General features: G+C 50.4%; 9 protein-coding genes. 4 read left to right on the top strand and 5 right to left on the bottom strand.

Annotated features, from left to right (window positions below; all coding sequences use genetic code 11):
- The first annotated feature begins 14 nt into the window (after nt 1–14).
- The 4 genes from srfAB (at nt 15) to ICW23_RS15340 (ending at nt 16,828) form a co-directional block, all read left to right on the top strand.
- On the top strand, nt 15–10,775 hold the full coding sequence (gene srfAB, locus ICW23_RS19010; protein WP_188154739.1) for a surfactin non-ribosomal peptide synthetase SrfAB: 10,761 nt from the start codon (nt 15–17) through the stop codon (nt 10,773–10,775).
- A gap of 34 nt (nt 10,776–10,809) precedes the next feature.
- Complete coding sequence (gene srfAC, locus ICW23_RS15330; RefSeq protein WP_188154740.1) at nt 10,810–14,646, top strand: surfactin non-ribosomal peptide synthetase SrfAC; 3,837 nt, start codon at nt 10,810–10,812, stop codon at nt 14,644–14,646.
- A gap of 18 nt (nt 14,647–14,664) precedes the next feature.
- Nucleotides 14,665–15,396 (top strand): surfactin biosynthesis thioesterase SrfAD, encoded by a 732-nt coding sequence (srfAD, locus tag ICW23_RS15335; RefSeq protein ID WP_016937291.1) that lies wholly within the window; start codon nt 14,665–14,667, stop codon nt 15,394–15,396.
- Between the two features lie 121 nt (nt 15,397–15,517).
- Nucleotides 15,518–16,828: an aminotransferase class I/II-fold pyridoxal phosphate-dependent enzyme gene (locus ICW23_RS15340; protein WP_188154741.1), complete on the top strand. Its 1,311-nt coding sequence runs from the start codon at nt 15,518–15,520 to the stop codon at nt 16,826–16,828.
- A gap of 35 nt (nt 16,829–16,863) precedes the next feature.
- On the opposite strand, the gene ICW23_RS15345 is transcribed toward ICW23_RS15340, so the two are convergent.
- From ICW23_RS15345 to tcyA, 5 genes are all read right to left on the bottom strand, one after another.
- Complete coding sequence (locus tag ICW23_RS15345) at nt 16,864–17,538, bottom strand: 4'-phosphopantetheinyl transferase family protein (protein ID WP_016937288.1); 675 nt, start codon at nt 17,536–17,538, stop codon at nt 16,864–16,866.
- Between the two features lie 98 nt (nt 17,539–17,636).
- Nucleotides 17,637–18,266 carry a YczE/YyaS/YitT family protein gene (locus ICW23_RS15350; RefSeq protein ID WP_016937287.1) on the bottom strand — a complete coding sequence of 210 codons (630 nt, stop codon included), beginning with the start codon at nt 18,264–18,266 and terminating at the stop codon, nt 17,637–17,639.
- A gap of 99 nt (nt 18,267–18,365) precedes the next feature.
- Nucleotides 18,366–19,109: a cystine ABC transporter ATP-binding protein TcyC gene (gene tcyC / locus ICW23_RS15355; protein WP_060963627.1), complete on the bottom strand. Its 744-nt coding sequence runs from the start codon at nt 19,107–19,109 to the stop codon at nt 18,366–18,368.
- A gap of 12 nt (nt 19,110–19,121) precedes the next feature.
- On the bottom strand, nt 19,122–19,826 hold the full coding sequence (locus ICW23_RS15360; RefSeq protein ID WP_016937285.1) for an amino acid ABC transporter permease: 705 nt from the start codon (nt 19,824–19,826) through the stop codon (nt 19,122–19,124).
- On the bottom strand, nt 19,813–20,610 hold the full coding sequence (gene tcyA, locus ICW23_RS15365; RefSeq protein ID WP_016937284.1) for a cystine ABC transporter substrate-binding lipoprotein TcyA: 798 nt from the start codon (nt 20,608–20,610) through the stop codon (nt 19,813–19,815). The genes ICW23_RS15360 and tcyA overlap by 14 nt, the downstream gene beginning before the upstream one ends.
- Nucleotides 20,611–20,652: the final 42 nt, after the last annotated feature.

The following is a 20,652-nucleotide window of genomic DNA, read 5'->3' on the forward strand; positions in this document are numbered from 1 at the left end:
GACAGAGGTGACATATGAGCAAAAAATCGATTCAAAAGGTGTATGCACTCACACCGATGCAGGAGGGAATGCTGTATCATGCGCTGCTTGATCCGCATTCTTCCTCCTACTTCACACAATTAGAGCTTAGGATTCACGGAAGTTTTCAGCTCGAGCTTTTTGAAAAAAGCGTCAATGAGCTGATCCGGACATATGACATCCTGCGAACGGTATTCGTGCATCAGCAGCTTCAAAAACCGCGCCAAGTCGTATTGGCCGAGCGGAAGACGAAAGTGCACTATGAAGATATCAGTCAATTAGATGAAGCTCGTCAAACCGAATATATTGAACGTTATAAACGCGACGTGCAGCAGCAGGGCTTTCATCTGGCGAAGGATATTCTTTTTAAAGCGGCGGTATTCAGACTCAGTGAGAAGGAGCTTTATCTCGTCTGGAGCAATCATCATATCGTCATGGACGGCTGGAGTATGGGCGTTTTGATGAAAAGCCTGTTTCAAAACTATGAAGCGCTTCGTGCCGGCCGGCCCGCCGGAGGAAGCCAGGGCAAACCTTACTCTGACTATATCAAATGGCTCGGAGGCCGGGATTATGATGAGGCGGAACAATATTGGAGCAGCCGCTTAGCGGATTTCGAACAGCCGAGCCTGCTCCCGGGCCGTCTGGCAGCGGAAAAGAAAGACTATCAAAATGAAGAATATTCTTTTGTCTGGGATGAAGAGCTGGTTTCGCAGATTCAGCAGACCGCCAACCGGCATCAAGTCACGGGGCCTAACCTGTTTCAAGCGGTGTGGGGCGCAGTGCTCAGCAAATACAACTATACAGACGATGTGGTGTTCGGCACTGTTGTATCAGGCCGTCCTTCAGAAATCAACGGCATAGAAACAATGGCCGGGCTGTTCATCAATACGATCCCTGTCAGAATCAAGATTGACAAAGAAGCAACCTTTTCTGACGTGATGACGGCAGTTCAGAAAAACGCCGTGGAAGCCGAGCGCTATGATTATGTGCCGCTCTATGACATTCAAAAGCGCTCTGCTCTGGACGGCAGCCTTTTGAATCATTTGGTCGCCTTTGAAAACTATCCGCTGGACAAAGAGCTGGAAAACGGGGGCATGGAGGAAAGACTCGGCTTTTCCATTAAAGTTGAACATGCTTTTGAGCAGACGAGCTTTGATTTCAATCTCATCGTGTATCCGGGAAAAACGTGGACTGTCAAAATCAAATACAACGGAGCGGCTTTTGCTCATGATGCCATCGAACGAACGGCGCACCATCTGACCCGCATGATGAAAGCGGCGGTCGGAACGCCTGACGCGCCCGTGCGGGATCTCGGCCTTGTTTCAGGCGAAGAAGAGCGGCAGATTGTTGACATATTCAATGATACGAAAACGGCGCTTCCGGAAGAGGAGGCCGTTCACCGTTTGTTTGAAGCACAGGCAAACCGGACGCCCGCAAGCATCGCGATAAAAGAAGAGGGGCGCGAATGGACGTACCGTGAAGTGAACGAAGCGGCCAACCGCCTGGCGAGACATCTTGTGAAGAACGGGCTGGAAAAAGGCCGGACCGCCGCTATTATGAACGACCGGTCTGCGGAAACCGTTATCGGCATGCTTGCCGTCCTAAAAGCAGGCGGCGCATATGTGCCGATTGATCCTGCTTTTCCGGAGGACCGTCTCCGCTTTATGGCGGAAGACAGTTCGATTCAGATCGTGCTGACAGTTCAGGACTATCTGGAGCAAGCGGGCGCATTGCAAGTCCCGGTCATCATGCTGGATGAAAGCGCGGATGAAACGGTAAGCGGAGCAAACTTGAGTCTCCCTGCCGGCGGAAACGACTTGGCGTATATTATGTATACATCCGGATCGACCGGCAAACCGAAAGGCGTCATGATTGAACACAGAAATATCATCAGGCTCGTCAAACATTCGAATTATGTGCCGGTTCATGAAGAAGACCGCATGGCGCAAACGGGAGCCGTCAGCTTTGATGCCGGAACCTTCGAAGTCTTCGGTGCATTGCTGAACGGAGCTGCGCTTTATCCTGTTAAAAAAGAGATGCTGCTTGACGCCGGACAATTCGCCCAATTTTTGAAAGAGCATCGGATCACGACCATGTGGCTGACGTCTCCGCTGTTTAACCAGCTTGCCCAAAAAGATGCCGGCATGTTTAACACGCTCCGGCACCTTATTATCGGCGGTGATGCGCTTGTACCGCATATCGTCAGCAAAGTGAGAAAGGCGTCACCGGAGCTGTCTCTTTGGAACGGCTACGGCCCGACGGAGAATACGACGTTTTCGACGAGTTTTCTCATTGATCAGGACTACGACGGCTCGATCCCGATCGGGAAGCCGATCGGAAATTCCACTGCGTACATTATGGACGAAAACCGCAACCTCCAGCCAATCGGCGCTCCCGGTGAGCTGTGCGTCGGCGGAAGCGGAGTGGCAAGGGGCTATGTGAATCTGCCTGAACTAACGGAGAAGCAATTTGTCCGCGATCCGTTCAGACCGGATGAAATGATATACCGGACGGGAGACTTGGCGAAGTGGCTTCCGGACGGCACGATCGAGTTTCTCGGCAGAATTGACAATCAAGTAAAGGTCCGCGGTTTCAGAATCGAGCTCGGTGAAATCGAGGCGAAAATCAGCCAGGTGCAGAATGTGACGGAATCCGCAGCTGTGATCCGGAAAAATAAAGCGGATGAAAATGAAATCTGCGCTTACTTTACCGCAGACCGGGACCTTTCACCGGAAGACCTGCGCAAAACGCTGTCGGAATCACTTCCTGAATACATGATTCCCGCGCACTTCATACAGATGAGTCAGTTTCCGCTGACGGCGAACGGAAAAATTGATAAAAAGGCGCTGCCTGAACCGCAGACTGAAGCCGTTCAAAAAGAATACGAAGCGCCGAAAACGGAAGCGGAGCAGAAACTCGCGGACATTTGGGAAGGCATCCTCGGCGTAAAAGCGGGTGTGACTGACAATTTCTTCACGATTGGCGGACACTCTTTAAAAGCCATGATGATGACCGCTAAAATTCAGGAGCACTTTCAAAAAGAAGTGCCGATCAAAGTGTTATTTGAAAAGCCGACCATTCAGGAGCTTGCGCATTATTTGGAGCATGAGAGTGAGGAGGAGCAGCAGTTTGAACCGATCCGGCAAGCGCCTCATCAGAAGCATTATCCTGTTTCCTCAGCACAGCGCAGGATGTATATCCTTAATCAGCTCGGACAGGCCAGCACGAGCTACAACGTCCCTGCTGTACTTCTGCTGGAAGGATCAGTAGACAAAAACCGTCTTGAAGAGGCCATGCAGGCATTAATCAACCGTCATGAGACACTGCGTACATCGTTTGACATGGCGGATGGAGAAGTCGTGCAGACCATTCATGAAAATGTGAGCTTTCAGCTGGAAACCGCCGAGGGCCGGGAAGAAGATGCGGAAGAGCTGACAAAAGCCTTTATCAGACCCTTTGCGCTCAACCGTGCGCCGCTCGTCCGTTCGAAGCTGATCCGGCTTGAAGCTGACCGATATCTTCTGTTGATTGACATGCATCACATTATTACGGACGGAAGCTCTATGGGCATTTTCATCGGTGATCTGGCGAAACTTTATCAAGGCACGGAGCTTGCGCTGCCAAAGATTCATTATAAGGATTTTGCAGTCTGGCAGCGTGAAAAAGCAAATCTGGATCAGCACGAGGCCTACTGGCTCGAAACGTTCAAAGGCGAACTGCCGGTGTTGGATCTGCCGCTTGATTTCCCGCGTCCTGCCGAGCGCAGTTTTGAAGGGGAACGCGTCATCTTCGGGCTTGATAAACAGGTGACGGCGCAGATTAAGACATTGCTGGCTGATACGGATACGACGATGTACATGTTCTTGTTAGCCGCTTTTCAAGTGCTGCTGTCCAAATATTCAGGGCAGGAAGACATCATAGTCGGATCTCCGGCGGCCGGAAGACAGCATCCTGATCTCCAAGAGGTGCCGGGCATGTTTGTCAACACAGTCGCGCTTCGGTCGCATCCTGCCGGCAAAAAAACGTTCAAGCAATTCCTGGACGAAGTGAAGACGGCGAGTCTTCAAGCTTTCGAGCATCAAAGCTATCCGCTTGAAGAATTAATTGAAAAACTGCCGTTAACGAGGGACACAAGCCGGAGTCCGCTGTTCAGCGTGTTATTTAATATGCAGAACATGGAGATCCCGTCTCTGCGGCTCGGAGATTTGGAGATTTCTTCTTACTCCATGCATCATCATGTCGCTAAATTTGATCTTTCCTTAGAAGCGGCTGAGCGCGGAGAAGAGGTCGGATTGAGCTTTGATTACGCGAAAGCCTTATTTGCGGACGAAACCATCCGCCGCTGGAGCGCTCATTTTGTCAATCTGATTAAAGCCTGCGCTGAAAATCCGGATATTCAGCTGGCCGAAGCAAGCCTGTTATCTGAACCTGAGCGGGAAGCGCTCCTCTCTGATGAAAAACGTACGGAAGCGGATCTCCCTGAGGGCACTTTTGTTTCACTGTTTGAACGGCAAGCGCAAAAAACGCCTGATCTCACGGCGGTTGCAGGCGGAACAAATCTGACATACCGGGAACTTGATGAACAGTCGAACCGGTTTGCGCGCCACCTTCAGGCGTGCGGAGCGGGCAGTGAGGACATCGTGGCTATTATGATGGATCGTTCGGCCGATTTGATTACCGCGATTCTCGGCGTCATGAAAGCCGGAGCGGCATTTCTCCCGATTGATCCGGAGACTCCTGAAGAGAGAATCCGCTATTCTCTTGAAGACAGCGGAACGAAGCTTCTGGTCGTCAATGAGAGAAACATGACCGCTGCCGCCGTTTATAAAGGAAAAACAGTCGTAATGGAAGGCGGAGAATGGCGGAACGAAAGCGCCGATCGGATCGAAACGAATCCTGACGCCGACCAGCTTGCATATATCATTTATACCTCGGGAACAACGGGCAAACCGAAAGGCGTCCAGCTGGAGCACCGCAATCTAGTCAATTATGTCACGTGGTTCAGCCGTGAAGCCGGTTTGACCGAAGCTGACAAATCCGTGCTGCTGTCTTCTTACGCATTTGATCTCGGATATACGGCCATATTCCCGATTCTTCAGGCGGGCGGCGAGCTGCACATTGTGCCGAAAGAGACGTACACTTCGCCTGAACAGCTTGGTGAATATATACAGAAAAACGGCATTACGTATATGAAACTGACGCCGTCGTTGTTCCATATGATCGTCAATACTGCCCGTTTTACGGCAGAACGCCGTTTCAGCCCGCTTCGTTTAGTGGTGCTCGGCGGTGAAAAAATCATCACGTCCGATGTCCGCAAGTTTCATGACGTATACGCCCATACTGACTTCATCAATCACTACGGGCCGACAGAAACGACGATCGGCGCCATTGCCGGACGGATCAATATGGAACGGCTTGATCAATATGAGCAGCGTCCCGTCATCGGCCGCCCGATCGCAAATACCGGCGCCCTTGTGCTGGACGGATCAATGCAGCTCGTTCCTCCGGGCGCAAGCGGCGAGCTTTATATTACCGGGAAGGGGCTTGCAAGAGGATATCTTCACCGTCCGCAACTGACTGCGGAGAAATTTCTCTCAAATCCTTTTTCACCGGACAGCCTGATATACAAAACGGGAGATGTCGTCCGAAGGCTTTCTGACGGGACGATTGAATTTATCGGCCGCGCCGATGATCAGGTGAAAATCCGGGGCTACCGTATCGAATTAAAAGAGGTTGAAACCGTGCTGTTAAGCGTAAACGGCATTCAGGAGGCGGTCGTTCTCGCAGTCAGCGAAGGCGGACTGCCGGAACTGTGCGCGTACTATAAAGCCGACAGCGAGCTGAAAGGCTCTGAGCTTCGCAAACAGCTTTCCGAAACACTGCCGTCTCATATGCTTCCGGCCTATTTCGTGCAAGTAGACCGCATTCCGCTCACAGCCAACGGAAAAACAGATAAAAACGCCCTTCCGAAACCGGGCGCAAGCCAGACGGCGCAAACAGTTTCAGCCTTGCCGGAAACGGAATTGGAGGAAAAGCTGTGCCGCATTTGGAAAAAGACTCTCGGTGCGGATACACTCGGCATCGACGATAATTTCTTCGATTACGGCGGGCACTCTTTAAAAGGCATGATGCTCCTTGCCAATATCCAGGCTGAACTGGACAAAACGGTTCCGTTAAAAGCGCTGTTCGAACAGCCGACGGTCCGTCAGCTTGCCGCATATATCGAGAATTCAGCGGTATCTGAGAAATATCGGATGATCTCACCGGCAGACAGCGCTGACGCATACCCTTTATCATCCGCCCAAAAACGGATGTACGTCCTGAACCAGCTTGACCGGGACACAATCAGCTACAATATGCCGTCCGTTCTTCTGATGGAGGGAGAAGTCGATATTTCAAGGCTTCAGGAAGCGCTCAATCAGATGATCAATCGTCACGAATCTTTGCGGACGTCCTTTATCGATCAAAATGGCCTGCCGATGCAGCGGATCGCAGAACAGGCTGACATCGAACTTCACATCTTTGAAGCAGCGGATGAAGAGAAAGCCGATCTTATCATTCGGGCATTCATTAAGCCGTTTGATTTGAGTGAGGCTCCGCTCATTCGGGCCGCTCTTATCAGACTGAATGAACAGAAACACCTCCTGCTGCTGGATATGCATCATATTATTGCCGACGGCGTGTCCAGAAGCATGCTGGTCAAAGAGCTCGCTCATCTTTACAAAGGCGGAAGTCTGCCGGCGCCGAGCCTGCATTATAAAGACTTCGCCGTCTGGCAGAATGAACCCGAGCAGGCCGAACGGATGAAAGAGCATGAGCAATATTGGCTCTCCGCGTTCTCCGGTGAGCTTCCTGAACTGAACTTGCCGACCGATTTTCCGCGTCCACCGGTTCAAAGCTTTAAAGGACAGTCCGTCCGCTTCAGAGCGGGGCGTGAAACGGAAAAAGCGGTGCGTGAATTAATGGAGCAATCGGGAGCGACTCTTCATATGGTGCTTCATGCCGCGTTCCATGTTTTCTTAGGCAAAATTACGGGGCAGCGCGATATCATTATCGGCTCGGTGACTGCCGGAAGAACGAGCGCCGAAGTTCAGGAAATGCCGGGGATGTTTGTCAATACGCTTGCGCTTCGCAATGAAACGCGCAAAGAACAGACATTCGCCGGGCTGCTCGAACAGGTAAAACAAACCAATCTCGACGCGCTGGCGCATCAAGATTATCCGTTTGAAGATCTGATCGGAAAGCTTGACCTGCCGAGAGATATGAGCCGAAATCCATTGTTCCAAGTCATGGTGACGACAGAAGATCCGGATAAAGAAACACTGGAACTGGAGAACCTGCGCATCACTCCGTATGAGTCGAACCAAGGCACGGCGAAATTCGATCTGACACTCGGCGGCTTTACGGATCAAGAAGGCCTCGGTCTTCAGTTTGAATATGCGACTGATCTGTTTAAAAAAGAAACAATTGAAAAGTGGAGCGCCGGGTTCCTGCGGATTCTGAAGCAAGCGGCAGAAAGTCCGGACAGAAAGCTGCCTGAGATTTCACTGATCAGCGATGCTGAAAAACAAGCCCTCCTCAACGCATGGAAAGGAAAAACAATTTCCGTGCCGCGGAACAAAACGGTTCACCGTCTCTTTGAAGAAACGGCCGCCCGCCACGCGAACCGTCCGGCTGTGGCATACAACGGCGCGAAATGGACGTACGGCGAGCTGAACGCAAGGGCGAACCGGATCGCGCGCATTCTCATGGACTGCGGTATTACAGCTGACGAACGTGTCGGCATTTTGACGAAACCGTCCTTGGAAATGGCCGCGGGCGTACTCGGCGTCCTGAAAGCGGGCGCGGCATTTGTGCCGATTGACCCGGATTACCCGAAAGAGCGGATCAGCTACATTCTGCAGGACAGCGGCGCCAAGCTGCTTCTCACACAGGAAGCGCTCGACGTGCCGGAAAGCTACACAGGAGATACGATCCTGCTTGACGGCAGCCGCTCCATCCTGAGCCTGCCGCTTGATGAAAACGATGAAGCGAACCCGCAGACGGAAACAACGGCGGATCATCTCGCTTATATGATTTACACGTCAGGAACGACCGGACAGCCGAAGGGTGTCATGGTCGAACACCATGCGCTGGTGAACCTGTGCTTCTGGCATCACGACGCATTCGCCATGACGGCTGAGGACAAAAGCGCCAAATACGCTGGCTTCGGTTTTGACGCCTCCATCTGGGAGATGTTCCCGACATGGACCATCGGTGCTGAGCTTCATGTCATTGATGAAGCGATCCGGCTGGATATCACCCGCTTAAATCACTATTTCGAAGAGCACGGCGTGACGATCACTTTCCTGCCGACGCAGCTGGCCGAACAATTTATGGAGCTGGAAAATACCTCTCTCCGTATGCTTCTCGTCGGAGGCGACAAGCTGAAGCGGGCGGTGAAGCAGCCGTACACGATCGTCAACAACTACGGCCCGACGGAGAACACCGTCGTTGCGACAAGCGGCGTCATCAATCCGGAGGAAGGATCGCTTTCGATCGGACGGGCGATTGCCAATACGAGAGCGTATATTCTCGGTGATGGCGATCAGGTGCAGCCGGAAGGCATTGCCGGTGAATTGTGCGTGGCAGGCCGCGGACTTGCGCGCGGATACCTGAACCGTGAGGAAGAAACGGCGAAGCGGTTTACCGCAGATCCGTTCGTGCCAGGCGAGCGCATGTACCGGACCGGCGACCTCGTCAAATGGAACGCGCAGTGCGGCATCGAATACATCGGCCGCATCGACCAGCAGGTCAAAGTGCGCGGATACCGAATCGAGCTTTCAGAAATCGAAGTCCGCCTCGCGCAGCTTGCGGACGTTCATGACGCGGCGGTGACGGCGGTGGAAGACAAAGCGGGCAATACCGCGCTTTGCGCCTATGTCGCACCTCAGCAGGATGATATCGAAGCGCTCAAAGCCGCGCTGAAAAACACGCTTCCGGACTACATGGTCCCGGCGTTCTGGGTGGAGATGGACGAGCTTCCGGTCACCGCAAACGGAAAGATTGACAAAAAAGCCCTGCCGGCACCGGACATTGAGGCGGGAAGCGCCGCGTACAAAGCGCCGGAAACGGAGATGGAGACGCTGCTTTCTGACATTTGGCAGGAAGTACTCGGACTGGATCAGATCGGCGTAAGCGATAATTTCTTCACGCTCGGCGGCGACTCGATCAAAGGCATTCAAATGGCGAGCCGCCTGAATCAGCACGGCTACAAGCTTGAGATGAAAGACCTCTTCCAGCACCCGACCATCGAAGAGCTCGTCTCTTACGTGGATCGGACGGAAGGCAAGCAGGCCGACCAGGGACCTGTCGAAGGCGAAGCGGAATTAACACCGATCCAGCGCTGGTTCTTTGAGAAAAACTTTACGGACAAACACCACTGGAACCAATCCGTCATGCTTCACGCAAAAGACGGCTTTGATCCGGTTCTGGTGGAAAGAACCCTGCGAGCATTGATGGAACACCATGATGCACTGCGGATGGTTTACCGTGAAGAAAGGGAAGGCATCATTCAGACATATCTCCCTGTCAGTGAATGCAAGGCAAGCTTTGAAATCGTTGATCTGTACGGAACAGACGAAGACATGCTGAAAAGCCAGATTCAGCGGCTTGCCGATCAGCTTCAGGGCAGTCTTGATCTGAAGAACGGCCCGCTGTTAAAAGCAGAGCAATATCGGACAGAACAAGGCGACCACCTGTTAATTGCGGTTCACCATCTCGTCGTGGACGGGGTTTCATGGAGAATTTTGCTTGAGGATTTCGCTTCAGGTTATAAACAGGCGCAGCAGCAAAACAGCATCGTCCTTCCGCAGAAAACCCACTCCTTTAAGGATTGGGCAGAGGCGCTGAGCACGTTTGCGCAATCAGAAGAGCTGAAGAAGCAGGCGGATTATTGGGCGCAGGCAGATGCAGAAGAACTCCAGCCGCTGCCGAAAGACCATGAGCCGACAAAACGGCTCGTCAAACATACGGCGGCCGTGAAATGTGAACTAACCGAGGAAGAAACGGCGCAGCTGCTTACAGATGTTCATCATCCGTACGGAACGGAAATCAACGACATTCTGCTTAGCGCGCTCGGCTTAACAATCGGTGAATGGACGGAAAACGGTAAAGTCGGCATCAACTTAGAAGGGCACGGCCGGGAAGAAATCATACCGAATGTCAATGTTTCACGGACGGTCGGCTGGTTTACGGCTCAATATCCGTTGATTCTGCAGATCAGCAAAGAAGACGGCGTCTCTTCCGTCATTAAAACGGTAAAAGAGACGGTGCGGCGCGTTCCTGATAAAGGCGTAGGATACGGGATTCTCCGGTATCTGTCATCCGATGAAACAGAAAAAGGCGTCACGCCTGAAATCAGTTTTAACTACCTAGGGCAGTTTGACAATGAAGTGAAAACTGAATGGTTTGAACCGTCTCCATATGATATGGGGCGTCAAGTCAGCGAAGAGTCAGAGGCGTTATACGCACTGAGCTTCAGCGGGATGGTTACAGGCGGCCGCTTCGTCATTTCCTGCTCATACAATCAGGAAGAATATGAAAGAAGCACAGTCGAAGCACAGATGCAGCGATTTAAAGAAAACCTCTTAATGATCATCCGCCATTGCACGGCCAAAGAGGAGAAAGAATTTACGCCGAGCGACTTCAGCGCGCAGGATCTGGAGATGGATGAAATGGGAGACATCTTTGACATGCTTGAGGAGAATTTAACGTGATAAAAACAGTTAACAGAAGGGGGGAGCGGAGCAGATGAGCCAGTTCAAAAAAGATCAAGTTCAGGACATGTATTATTTGTCGCCGATGCAGGAGGGAATGCTGTTTCATACTCTCCTGAATCCCGGCCAAAGCTTTTATATCGAACAAATGACAATGAAAGTAAAAGGCAGCTTAAATATCAAATGCCTTGAAGAAAGCATGAATGTGATCATGGACCGGTACGATGTATTTCGTACCGTGTTCATTCACGAAAAAGTAAAAAGGCCGGTTCAAGTCGTATTGAAAAAACGGCAGTTTCAGATAGAAGAAATCGATCTGGCACACTTACCGGGCAGCGAGCAAGCAGCCAAAATCAATGAATACAAAGAACAGGATAAAATCAAGGGGTTTGATTTGACGCGGGATATCCCGATGCGTGCGGCTATTTTTAAAAAAGCTGAAGAAAGCTTTGAATGGGTGTGGAGCTATCATCACATGATTTTGGACGGCTGGTGCTTTGGCATCGTCGTGCAGGATCTGTTCAAGGTATACAATGCCCTGCGCGAACAAAAGCCATACAGCCTGCCGCCGGTCAAACCATACAAGGACTATATCAAATGGCTTGAAAAGCAGGATAAACAAGCATCACTGCATTACTGGCGCGAGTACTTAGAGGAATTTGAAGGACAAACGACATTTGCGGAGCAAAGAAAGAAACAAAAGGACGGCTATGAGCCGAAAGAGCTGCTCTTCTCACTGCCGGAGGCGGACACAAAGGCGTTTAACGAGCTTGCAAAATCACAGCATACCACTTTGAGTACGGCGCTGCAGGCAGTGTGGAGTGTATTAATCAGCCGCTACCAGCAGTCCGGCGATTTGATCTTCGGCACAGTCGTTTCCGGGCGTCCCGCAGAAATCAAAGGCGTTGAACATATGGTCGGGCTGTTTATCAATGTTGTCCCGAGGCGGGTGAAACTGTCTGAGGATACCACATTTAACGGATTGCTCAAGCAGCTGCAGGAACAATCGCTGCAGTCTGAGCCGCATCAATACGTGCCGCTCTATGACATCCAAAGCCAGGCCGATCAGCCAAAGCTGATTGACCACATCATTGTGTTTGAAAATTATCCGCTTCAGGATGCAAAAAATGAAGAAAACAATGAAAACGGCTTTGAAATGGAGGATGTCCATGTTTTTGAGAAGTCGAATTATGATCTCAACCTGATGGCTTCCCCGGGAGACGAGATGCTGATCAAGCTTGCCTATAATGAGAATGTGTTTGATGAGGCATTTATCCAGCGCTTAAAATCACAGCTTCTCACAGCGATTCAGCAGCTCATCCAGAAGCCGGATCAGCCTGTTCATACGATCAGTCTTGTTGATGAAAAGGAAAGAGAGTTTCTGCTTACAGGCTTAAACCCGCCTGCTCAAAACCATCAGGCGAAGCCTCTGACGGATTGGTTCAAAGAGGCGGTGAATGTTCATCCTGATGCGCCGGCGCTTACGTATTCCGGCCAGACTCTTTCCTATCGCGAATTAGATGAGGAAGCGAACCGTCTTGCGCGCCGTTTGCAAAAGCAAGGTGCGGGTAAAGACACCGTTGTCGCGTTGTACACGAAGCGCTCGCTTGAACTGGTGATCGGCATTCTCGGCGTATTAAAAGCAGGAGCGGCTTATCTCCCGGTTGATCCGAAGCTGCCGGAGGACCGAATCTCGTATATGCTGACTGACAGTGATGCAGCCTGTCTGCTGACACATCAGGAGATGAAAGAAAAAGCGGATCAGCTGCCGTATACAGGAACAACACTCTTCATTGATGATCCTGCACGATTCGAAGAGCAGGCAAGAAACCCTGCAGCCGCAATTGAACCCGATGATCCGGCATATATTATGTATACGTCCGGCACAACCGGAAAGCCGAAGGGCAATATCACCACTCATGCCAATATTCAAGGATTGGTCAAGCATGTAGACTACATGGCATTTTCTGAACAAGATACGTTCTTATCCGTTTCGAATTACGCCTTTGACGCATTTACCTTTGATTTCTACGCGTCAATACTGAATGCGGCACGGCTCATTATCGCAGATGAACAGACACTGCTTGATACAGAACGGCTGACTGATCTGATCCGGCAGGAGAATGTCAATGTCATGTTTGCGACGACCGCACTTTTCAATCTTCTCACCGATGCGGGAGAGGATTGGCTGAGGGGGCTTCGCTGCGTGTTATTCGGAGGTGAGCGCGCGTCTGTGCCTCACGTCAGAAAAGCGCTTAAGATCATGGGGCCGGGCAAGCTGATTAATTGCTACGGGCCGACTGAGGGAACAGTGTTTGCGACAGCTCACGTCGTGCATGATTTACCGGATTCCATCTCTTCATTGCCGATCGGAAAGCCGATCAGCAATGCCAGTGTTTATATTCTTAACGAGCAAAATCAGCTTCAGCCATTTGGAGCTGTCGGTGAACTGTGCATCAGCGGAATGGGTGTATCAAAAGGGTATCTGAACCGTCATGATCTGACGGAGAAAATGTTTATCCCAAATCCGTTCAAGCCGGGAGAAACGCTTTACCGCACAGGGGATTTGGCACGCTGGCTGCCGGATGGGACGATTGAATACGCCGGTCGAATTGACGATCAGGTCAAAATTCGCGGACACCGGATCGAGCTTGAAGAAATTGAAAAGCAGCTGCAGGAATATCCGGGTGTGAAAGATGCGGTTGTTGTTGTTGACCGCCACGAGTCTGGAGATGCATCAATCAACGCCTACCTCGTGAACCGGGCGCAGCTGTCAGCTGAAGACGTAAAAGGGCACCTGAAAAAACAGCTTCCTGCTTACATGGTGCCGCAAACCTTTACTTTCTTAGAGGAGCTTCCTTTAACGACAAACGGGAAGGTCAATAAACGGATGCTGCCAAAACCTGATCCCGCTCAGCTGGCGAAAGAATGGATTGGGCCCCGAAATGCGACGGAAGAAATGATTGCACACATCTGGTCCGAAATTCTCGGCAGACAGCAGATAGGCATTCATGATGATTTCTTTGCACTCGGCGGGCACTCCTTAAAAGCGATGACGGCTGCGTCCCGTATTAAAAAAGAGCTCGGTACGGATATCCCGGTGAAGCTGTTGTTCGAAGCGCCGACAATCGCAGGCATTGCCGATTATCTGATTCACGGTGAAGAAAAAGGGATGAAAGACCTCACCATCATGAATAAAAATCAGTCTGACACACTGTTTGCGTTCCCGCCTGTTCTCGGTTACGGGCTGATGTACCAGCCGCTGGCAAAACATCTGTCCGGCTATAGAATCTGCGCGTTCGATTTTATCGAGGAAGACAGCCGTATCGAACGCTACACAGAGCTGATCAATCAGCTGCAGCCGGAAGGCCCGGTCAAGCTGTTCGGATACTCGGCAGGATGCACGCTCGCCTTTGAAACCGCCAAACGGCTTGAAGCCGAAGGACGTAAAGTGGAGCGGCTGATCATGGTTGATTCCTATAAAAAACAAGGCGTCAGCGACTTGGAAGGCCGCACCGTAGAAAGTGATGTCGAGGCGCTGATGAAGGTAAACAGGGACAATGAAGCACTGAATAACGAAGCCGTCAAAGAAGGACTCGCCAAAAAAACAAATGCATTTTATTCTTATTTCGTGCATGCCGTCAGCACCGGCACCGTCAATGCGGACATAGATCTATTAACATCAGAACCGGACTTTGCGATGCCGCCGTGGCTCGCTTCGTGGGAGGAAGCTACGGCAGGTGAATACCGTGTGAAAAAAGGCTGCGGCACTCACGCAGAAATGCTTCAGGGTGAATGTCTCGAAAGGAATGCGGCATTTTTGCTCGAATTCCTAAGAAATGAACATCTGAAGCTGACAACTTCACGATAGACAAGGAGGAAGCCGCTAATGGTCCAGCTCTTTAAATCGTTCGATACCACAGAAAAAACGCAGCTCATCTGTTTTCCGTTCGCAGGAGGCTATTCAGCATCATTCCGCCCGCTCCACACCTATCTCCAAGGTGAATGTGAGATGCTTGCCGCGGAACCGCCTGGACACGGGACAAATCAAATGTCCGCCGTTGAGGATTTTGAACAGCTCGTCAGCTTGTACAAGCAGGAGCTGAATCTCCGTCCTGACCGTCCGTTTGTGCTGTTCGGGCACAGTATGGGAGGCATGGTCGCTTTCAGGCTGGCGCAAAAGCTGGAGCGGGAAGGCATTTACCCTGAGGCCGTGATCATCTCAGCCATTCAGCCGCCGCATGCGGAAAGGAAAAAGGTTTCTCATCTTGATGATGAAAAATTTCTCGCCCATATTATCGAGCTTGGCGGAATGCCGCAGGAGTTAGTGGAAAATAAGGAGGTCATGTCATTTTTCCTGCCTTCTTTCAGATCCGACTACCGCGCGCTTGAAAGCTTCCGGCCGTCTGATCTTCACACCATTCAATCACCCGTCCATATTTTTAATGGGCGGAAGGATAAAAAATGTATCAAAGATGCGGACGGATGGAAAAAATGGGCCGCAAATCCCGTATTTCACGAGTTTTCGGACGGCCACATGTTCATATTAAGTGAAACTGCAAAAGTGGCGGAACGAATCTATGAGATTATTAACAGGAGCACTGCAGGCCAATTGTTATAGGTTATGACAGACAGCATTCGCTGTCTGTTTTTTGTAACAAAATCTGCCCGATCGTTTTCTCATTTATCAAAAATTTTATGTTATGATTTGATGGAATATAATTTTGAAGGGATTGTCGTACATGAATGATGCAGCAAAAGAGCTGAACAGAACATTATCTGAAGAAAACCCGTACGTGCTTCATATGCTTTCTGATTTGGGCAAAGATTTGTTTTATCCGAAAGGGGTGCTGACGCAATCAGCGGAAGCGAAAGCCAAGGCCGGAAAGTATAATGCCACGATCGGAATCGCCACCTCACAAGGGGAGTCCATGCACTTTTCCCATATTCAAGAGACATTGTCCGCCTATAACCCCGATGATATCTACGATTATGCTCCGCCGCAGGGAAAAGAGCCGCTCAGACAGGAATGGCTGAAAAAAATGCGTCTCGAAAATCCTTCATTAGCCGGCAAAGACATCAGCACGCCGATCGTGACAAACGCTTTGACACACGGGCTGAGCATTGCCGCCGACTTGTTCGTCAATGAAGGGGATACGCTCCTTCTCCCTGATAAATATTGGGGGAATTACAACTTCATTTTCGGTGTCCGGCGCAAGGCATCTATTGAGACGTACCCGCTCTTTCAGCACGATGGGCGTTTTAATGCGGCAGGGCTGTCCGAGCTGCTGAAAAAGCAGGAAGAGAAGGCGATTGTCGTGCTGAATTTCCCGAATAATCCGACAGGCTATACGCCGGGAGAAGAGGAAGCGTCAGAAATCGTCAGCGTGATCTTGGAGGCGGCGGAGGCCGGCAAAGAGATTGTCGTGCTCGTAGACGATGCGTATTACAATCTGTTTTACGATGAAACGGCCATTCAGGAATCCATCTTCAGCAAACTCGCCCAAGTGCACGACCGGGTGCTTTGCGTGAAAATAGACGGCGCGACGAAGGAAAATTACGCGTGGGGCTTCCGCGTCGGTTTTATTACGTACAGCACAAAAAGCGAAAAAGCGCTGCGCGTGCTCGAGGAAAAAACAAAAGGGATTATCAGAGGGACGATTTCAAGCGCCCCGCACCCTTCCCAAACGTTTATGCTGCGGGCGATGCAGTCACCGGAGTACGAGAAAGAAAAATCGCTGAAATATAACATTATGAAAAAACGGGCTGACAAAGTAAAAGCCGTTCTTGCAGAAAACAAGCACTATGAAGACGTATGGACGCCTTATCCGTTTAACTCGGGCTATTTCATGTGTGTCCGGCTGAAAGATATAAACGCCGGTGAATTGAGAGTCTCATTGCTTGAAAAAAGAGGAATCGGGACGATATCCATCAATGAGACGGATTTGCGAATCGCATTTTCATGCGTCGAAGAAGAACACATCGCGGATCTGTTCGAAGAAATTTATCAAGAAGCAAAGCAGCTGCAGAAACAGGCGGAAATATCAGGCTGACAAAAAAGGAGGGGGACACCCTCCTTTTTCTATTTTTACCGCAGCTCTTCATACGTTTTCATCTCAATTCCGTCACAAAAATTGGGATGAGCCGCACAAACGGCCAGCTTATATTCCTCGTCCGCATCATATGTGCGGATGAAACAAGGTTCATGTCCGTCCGGGAGCTCAATGGACACATGGCCGTCGTCTTTGAGGCGGACGCTGAATGAATCAAGCGGCAGGGAAAGCCCTTTTCCGGCCTGTTTGATAAAGCTTTCTTTCATCGACCACAGGTGGTAAAAATAATCGGTCTGCCGGTCAGGGTGTTTTGCTTGCAGATCACTGTATTCCGTCGGCGAAAAAAACCGTTTGGCGATATCAATCGTGCCGGGCTTCATTTTTTCAATATCAATGCCGATCGGTTTTGAATCAACGGCACACACGACCCAGCGCCCGGAGTGGGAAATGTTAAAGTGCATGTCCGGAAGCGCGGGGATATACGGTTTTCCGTATTCCTGGACGCTGAATGAAATCGCGGCCGGATCAAGTCCGTAAGCCTTCCCCGCGGCGGTGCGGATCAGCATATCGCCGATCAAGGTGCGGTGAGCATCCTCCTTATGGTAAAAGCGCCGGCATTTTTCCCGCTTATTGGCGGACACGGCCGCCATCATCCGATCTTCTTCTTCCGGAGAAAGCGGCCGGTCCATATATACTCCGTAAATCTTCATGTCCAGATCCTCCGTCTGCAAATATTGTCAAAACCATCCTATCATATCAGACGCAAGCTGTCCGAAAATAAAAAAACAAAACCATTTCGGCTTTGTTTTTAATGAACGGACGTTGCCCGCCCTGAGATCGCATATGTTAACAGTTTAGAGGACTGCGGCAAAGAAAAGCGCAGAATCAGCCCCGTCAAAACCGCCGTAATAATCGTTCCGGCTCCGATCGGTCCGCCCATCGTCCAAGCTGCGGCCAGAACCGTCAGCTCAATGCCGTTCCGCACCCATTGCACGTTCCAGCCCGTTTTTTCAGATATCAGCATCATCAGAGAGTCCCGGGGGCCCGCACCGAGCCCGGCTGATACGTAAACCCCGACGCCGCAGCCGATCAGCAGCAATCCGAAAGAGAAAAACACGGCTGCTAAGGAAAAAGCGTGCGCCTCAGGAAGCAGAAACGAAAAGAAATCAATAAACATTCCCATCAGCACCATATTCAAGATGGCGCCGATTTTCGGGAGCGTCCTCGTGAACAGGCAGGTTAAAACGACGATCACCGCGCCGACCAAGATGGACCATTGGCCGACGGAAAGCCCGAAATGCTGAAAAAGCCCATAATGAAAGGCATCCCAAGGGCTGATGCCGAGAGCTTTTCCTTTAATGGTTAAAGATACCCCGAAAGACAAAATCAACAGACCGGCAAAATAAAACGTCCAGCGCATCACGAATTCCCGCTTCAAAGAGGTCCCTTCTTTCATAAAATCTCATTAATTGTCATTGTAGCATAAACGCCGAAAAAAAGAAGAAGCGAAATCAGTGTTTCGCTTCTTCTCCGGCTCCTACAAAGGATTCAGTATACGATTTAAGAACCGCTGCGTACGTTCTTCTTTCGGCGCGGAAAAAATTTGGGCCGGCGGTCCTTGTTCCACAATGACGCCGCCGTCAATGAAGATGACTTCATCGGCCACTTCCTGCGCGAATTTGATTTCGTGCGTGACGACAACCATCGTCCACCCTTCGTTCGCCAAATCCTTAATGACTTTAAGCACCTCGCCGACCAGCTCAGGATCAAGCGCTGACGTCGGTTCGTCAAACAGCATCAGCTCGGGCTGAATCGCAAGCGCGCGGGCGATGCCGACACGCTGCTGCTGACCGCCGGAAAGCTGGAACGGGTATAAGTTCATTTTGTCTTTCAGCCCGACTTTTTCAAGAAGCTCCATCGCTTCTTTTCTGACTTGCTCCTTGTCGCGTTTTTGCACTTGAATGGGTCCTTCCATGACGTTTTCAAGCGCCGTACGGTGAGGAAACAGATGATACGCCTGAAAGACCATGCCTGATTTGCGGCGGAGGCGGAGGATATCAGCCTGCTTCACTTTTTTAGAGAAATCTATAGAAAAATCGGAGAATGCCAGTTCGCCGCGGTTGGGGATCTCAAGCGCGTTCAGACAGCGCAGGAGCGTCGTTTTTCCTGAACCGGACGGTCCCAGAATGGCGATGACTTTCCCTTTTTCTATCTCCATATCTATCGTTTTTAAAATTTCATTCTGGCCGAATGATTTATTCAATCCTTTGACGGAAAGCATATCGAAACCTCCTTATTTGGCCACATAACGGTCGAGACGCCGTTCGATCACATGCTGTACGATTGACAGCAAGAAGCAGATGATCCAATAAATAAAGGCGGCTTCAATATAGATGACCAAGATTTGATCAAGGTTTTGCGCGCCGATCTCCTGCGCTTTTCTGAACAGCTCTGCGACGAGAATCTGTGACGCGAGAGATGTATCCTTGATCAGGCTGATAAATGTATTTGATAATGGCGGAATGGACACGCGAAACGCCTGCGGCAGGATCACGCGGAACAATGTCTTGCGATAGGTCATGCCGATCGTATAACCGGCTTCCCATTGCCCTTTCGGCACGGATGAAATAGATGCCCGGATGATTTCAGAAGCATAGGCGCCCACGTTTAATGAAAACGCGATGACTGCGCTTGGGAAAGGGTCCAGCGTAATATTAAAGGTCGGGAACAGATAAAAAATGATGAACAATTGAACGAGAAGAGGAGTGCCGCGCACTGCTGATACGTATACGCTGAACACCCATCTCAATGGTTTCATATTTGACATTCTGGCGAGCGCCGTAATCAGCGCGATGATCATTCCGAAAATAAAGGAAAGAATAGTAAGGGGAATCGAGTAATAGATTCCCCCGGAAAGAATCGGCCAGAATGACTGCTGCACCAGGTCCCAAGGAATGGCTGCCGCAATCACCGGCTCGGGCATGTTACTTAGAAACATCTTCGCCGAACCATTTTTTAGCTATTTTAGAAAGAGTCCCGTCCTCTTTCATGTCTTTTAACGCTTTGTTGACGTGAGTCACAAGTTCGCCGCTTCCTTTTCGGAATGCGAAATATGTCTGCTGCGGCTGGCCTGCTTCAAACGCGATTTTCACGTTTTTATTGCCGGACGTTTTTAAGTAGTTCAGTACGGCAAGTTTATCGTTGTAAGTCAGATCAGCGCGGCCCTGCTGAATGAGCTGAAGGGATTGCGCCATGCCTTCAACGCCTTCAACTTTCGCGCCGGCATCTTTCGCTAATTTATTGTAATTGCTTGTTAATGACTGAGCCGCTGTTTTTCCTTTGACATCAGCTTCTTTCGCAATCGTGCTGTCTTTTTTCGTCACGACGACAGCATTTGACGTTGTGTATTTATCAGAAAAATCATATTGGTTCTCACGGCCTGTTTTGCCGACTTGGTTGGCGACGACGTCAAACCGTTTCGAGTTTAAACCGGCAAACATGCTGTCCCATTGCGTTTCTTTGAAGTCAGCTTTCAGACCGAGACGTTTCGCGACTTCTTGAATCACTTCCACATCATATCCGGTCAGTTTATCAGTCTTTTTATCATGGAAGGTAAACGGTTCGTACGTTCCTTCTGTACCGACGGTCAGTACGCCTTTTTTCTTGACAGAAGCCCAAAGATCGCTGTCTTTTGACTTAGATCCGCTGCCCTGTGAGTTTCCGCAGGCTGCAAGCACCGCGATGCTGACCATCATGAATAAAGCGAACAATGCTTTTTTCATCTTCTTTATTCCCCACTTTTCTGAGTAGTTTTATTGAGAAAA

It is taken from the genome of Bacillus sp. 1021, from assembly GCF_014534735.1.
Classification (GTDB): Bacteria; Bacillota; Bacilli; order Bacillales; family Bacillaceae; genus Bacillus; species Bacillus siamensis.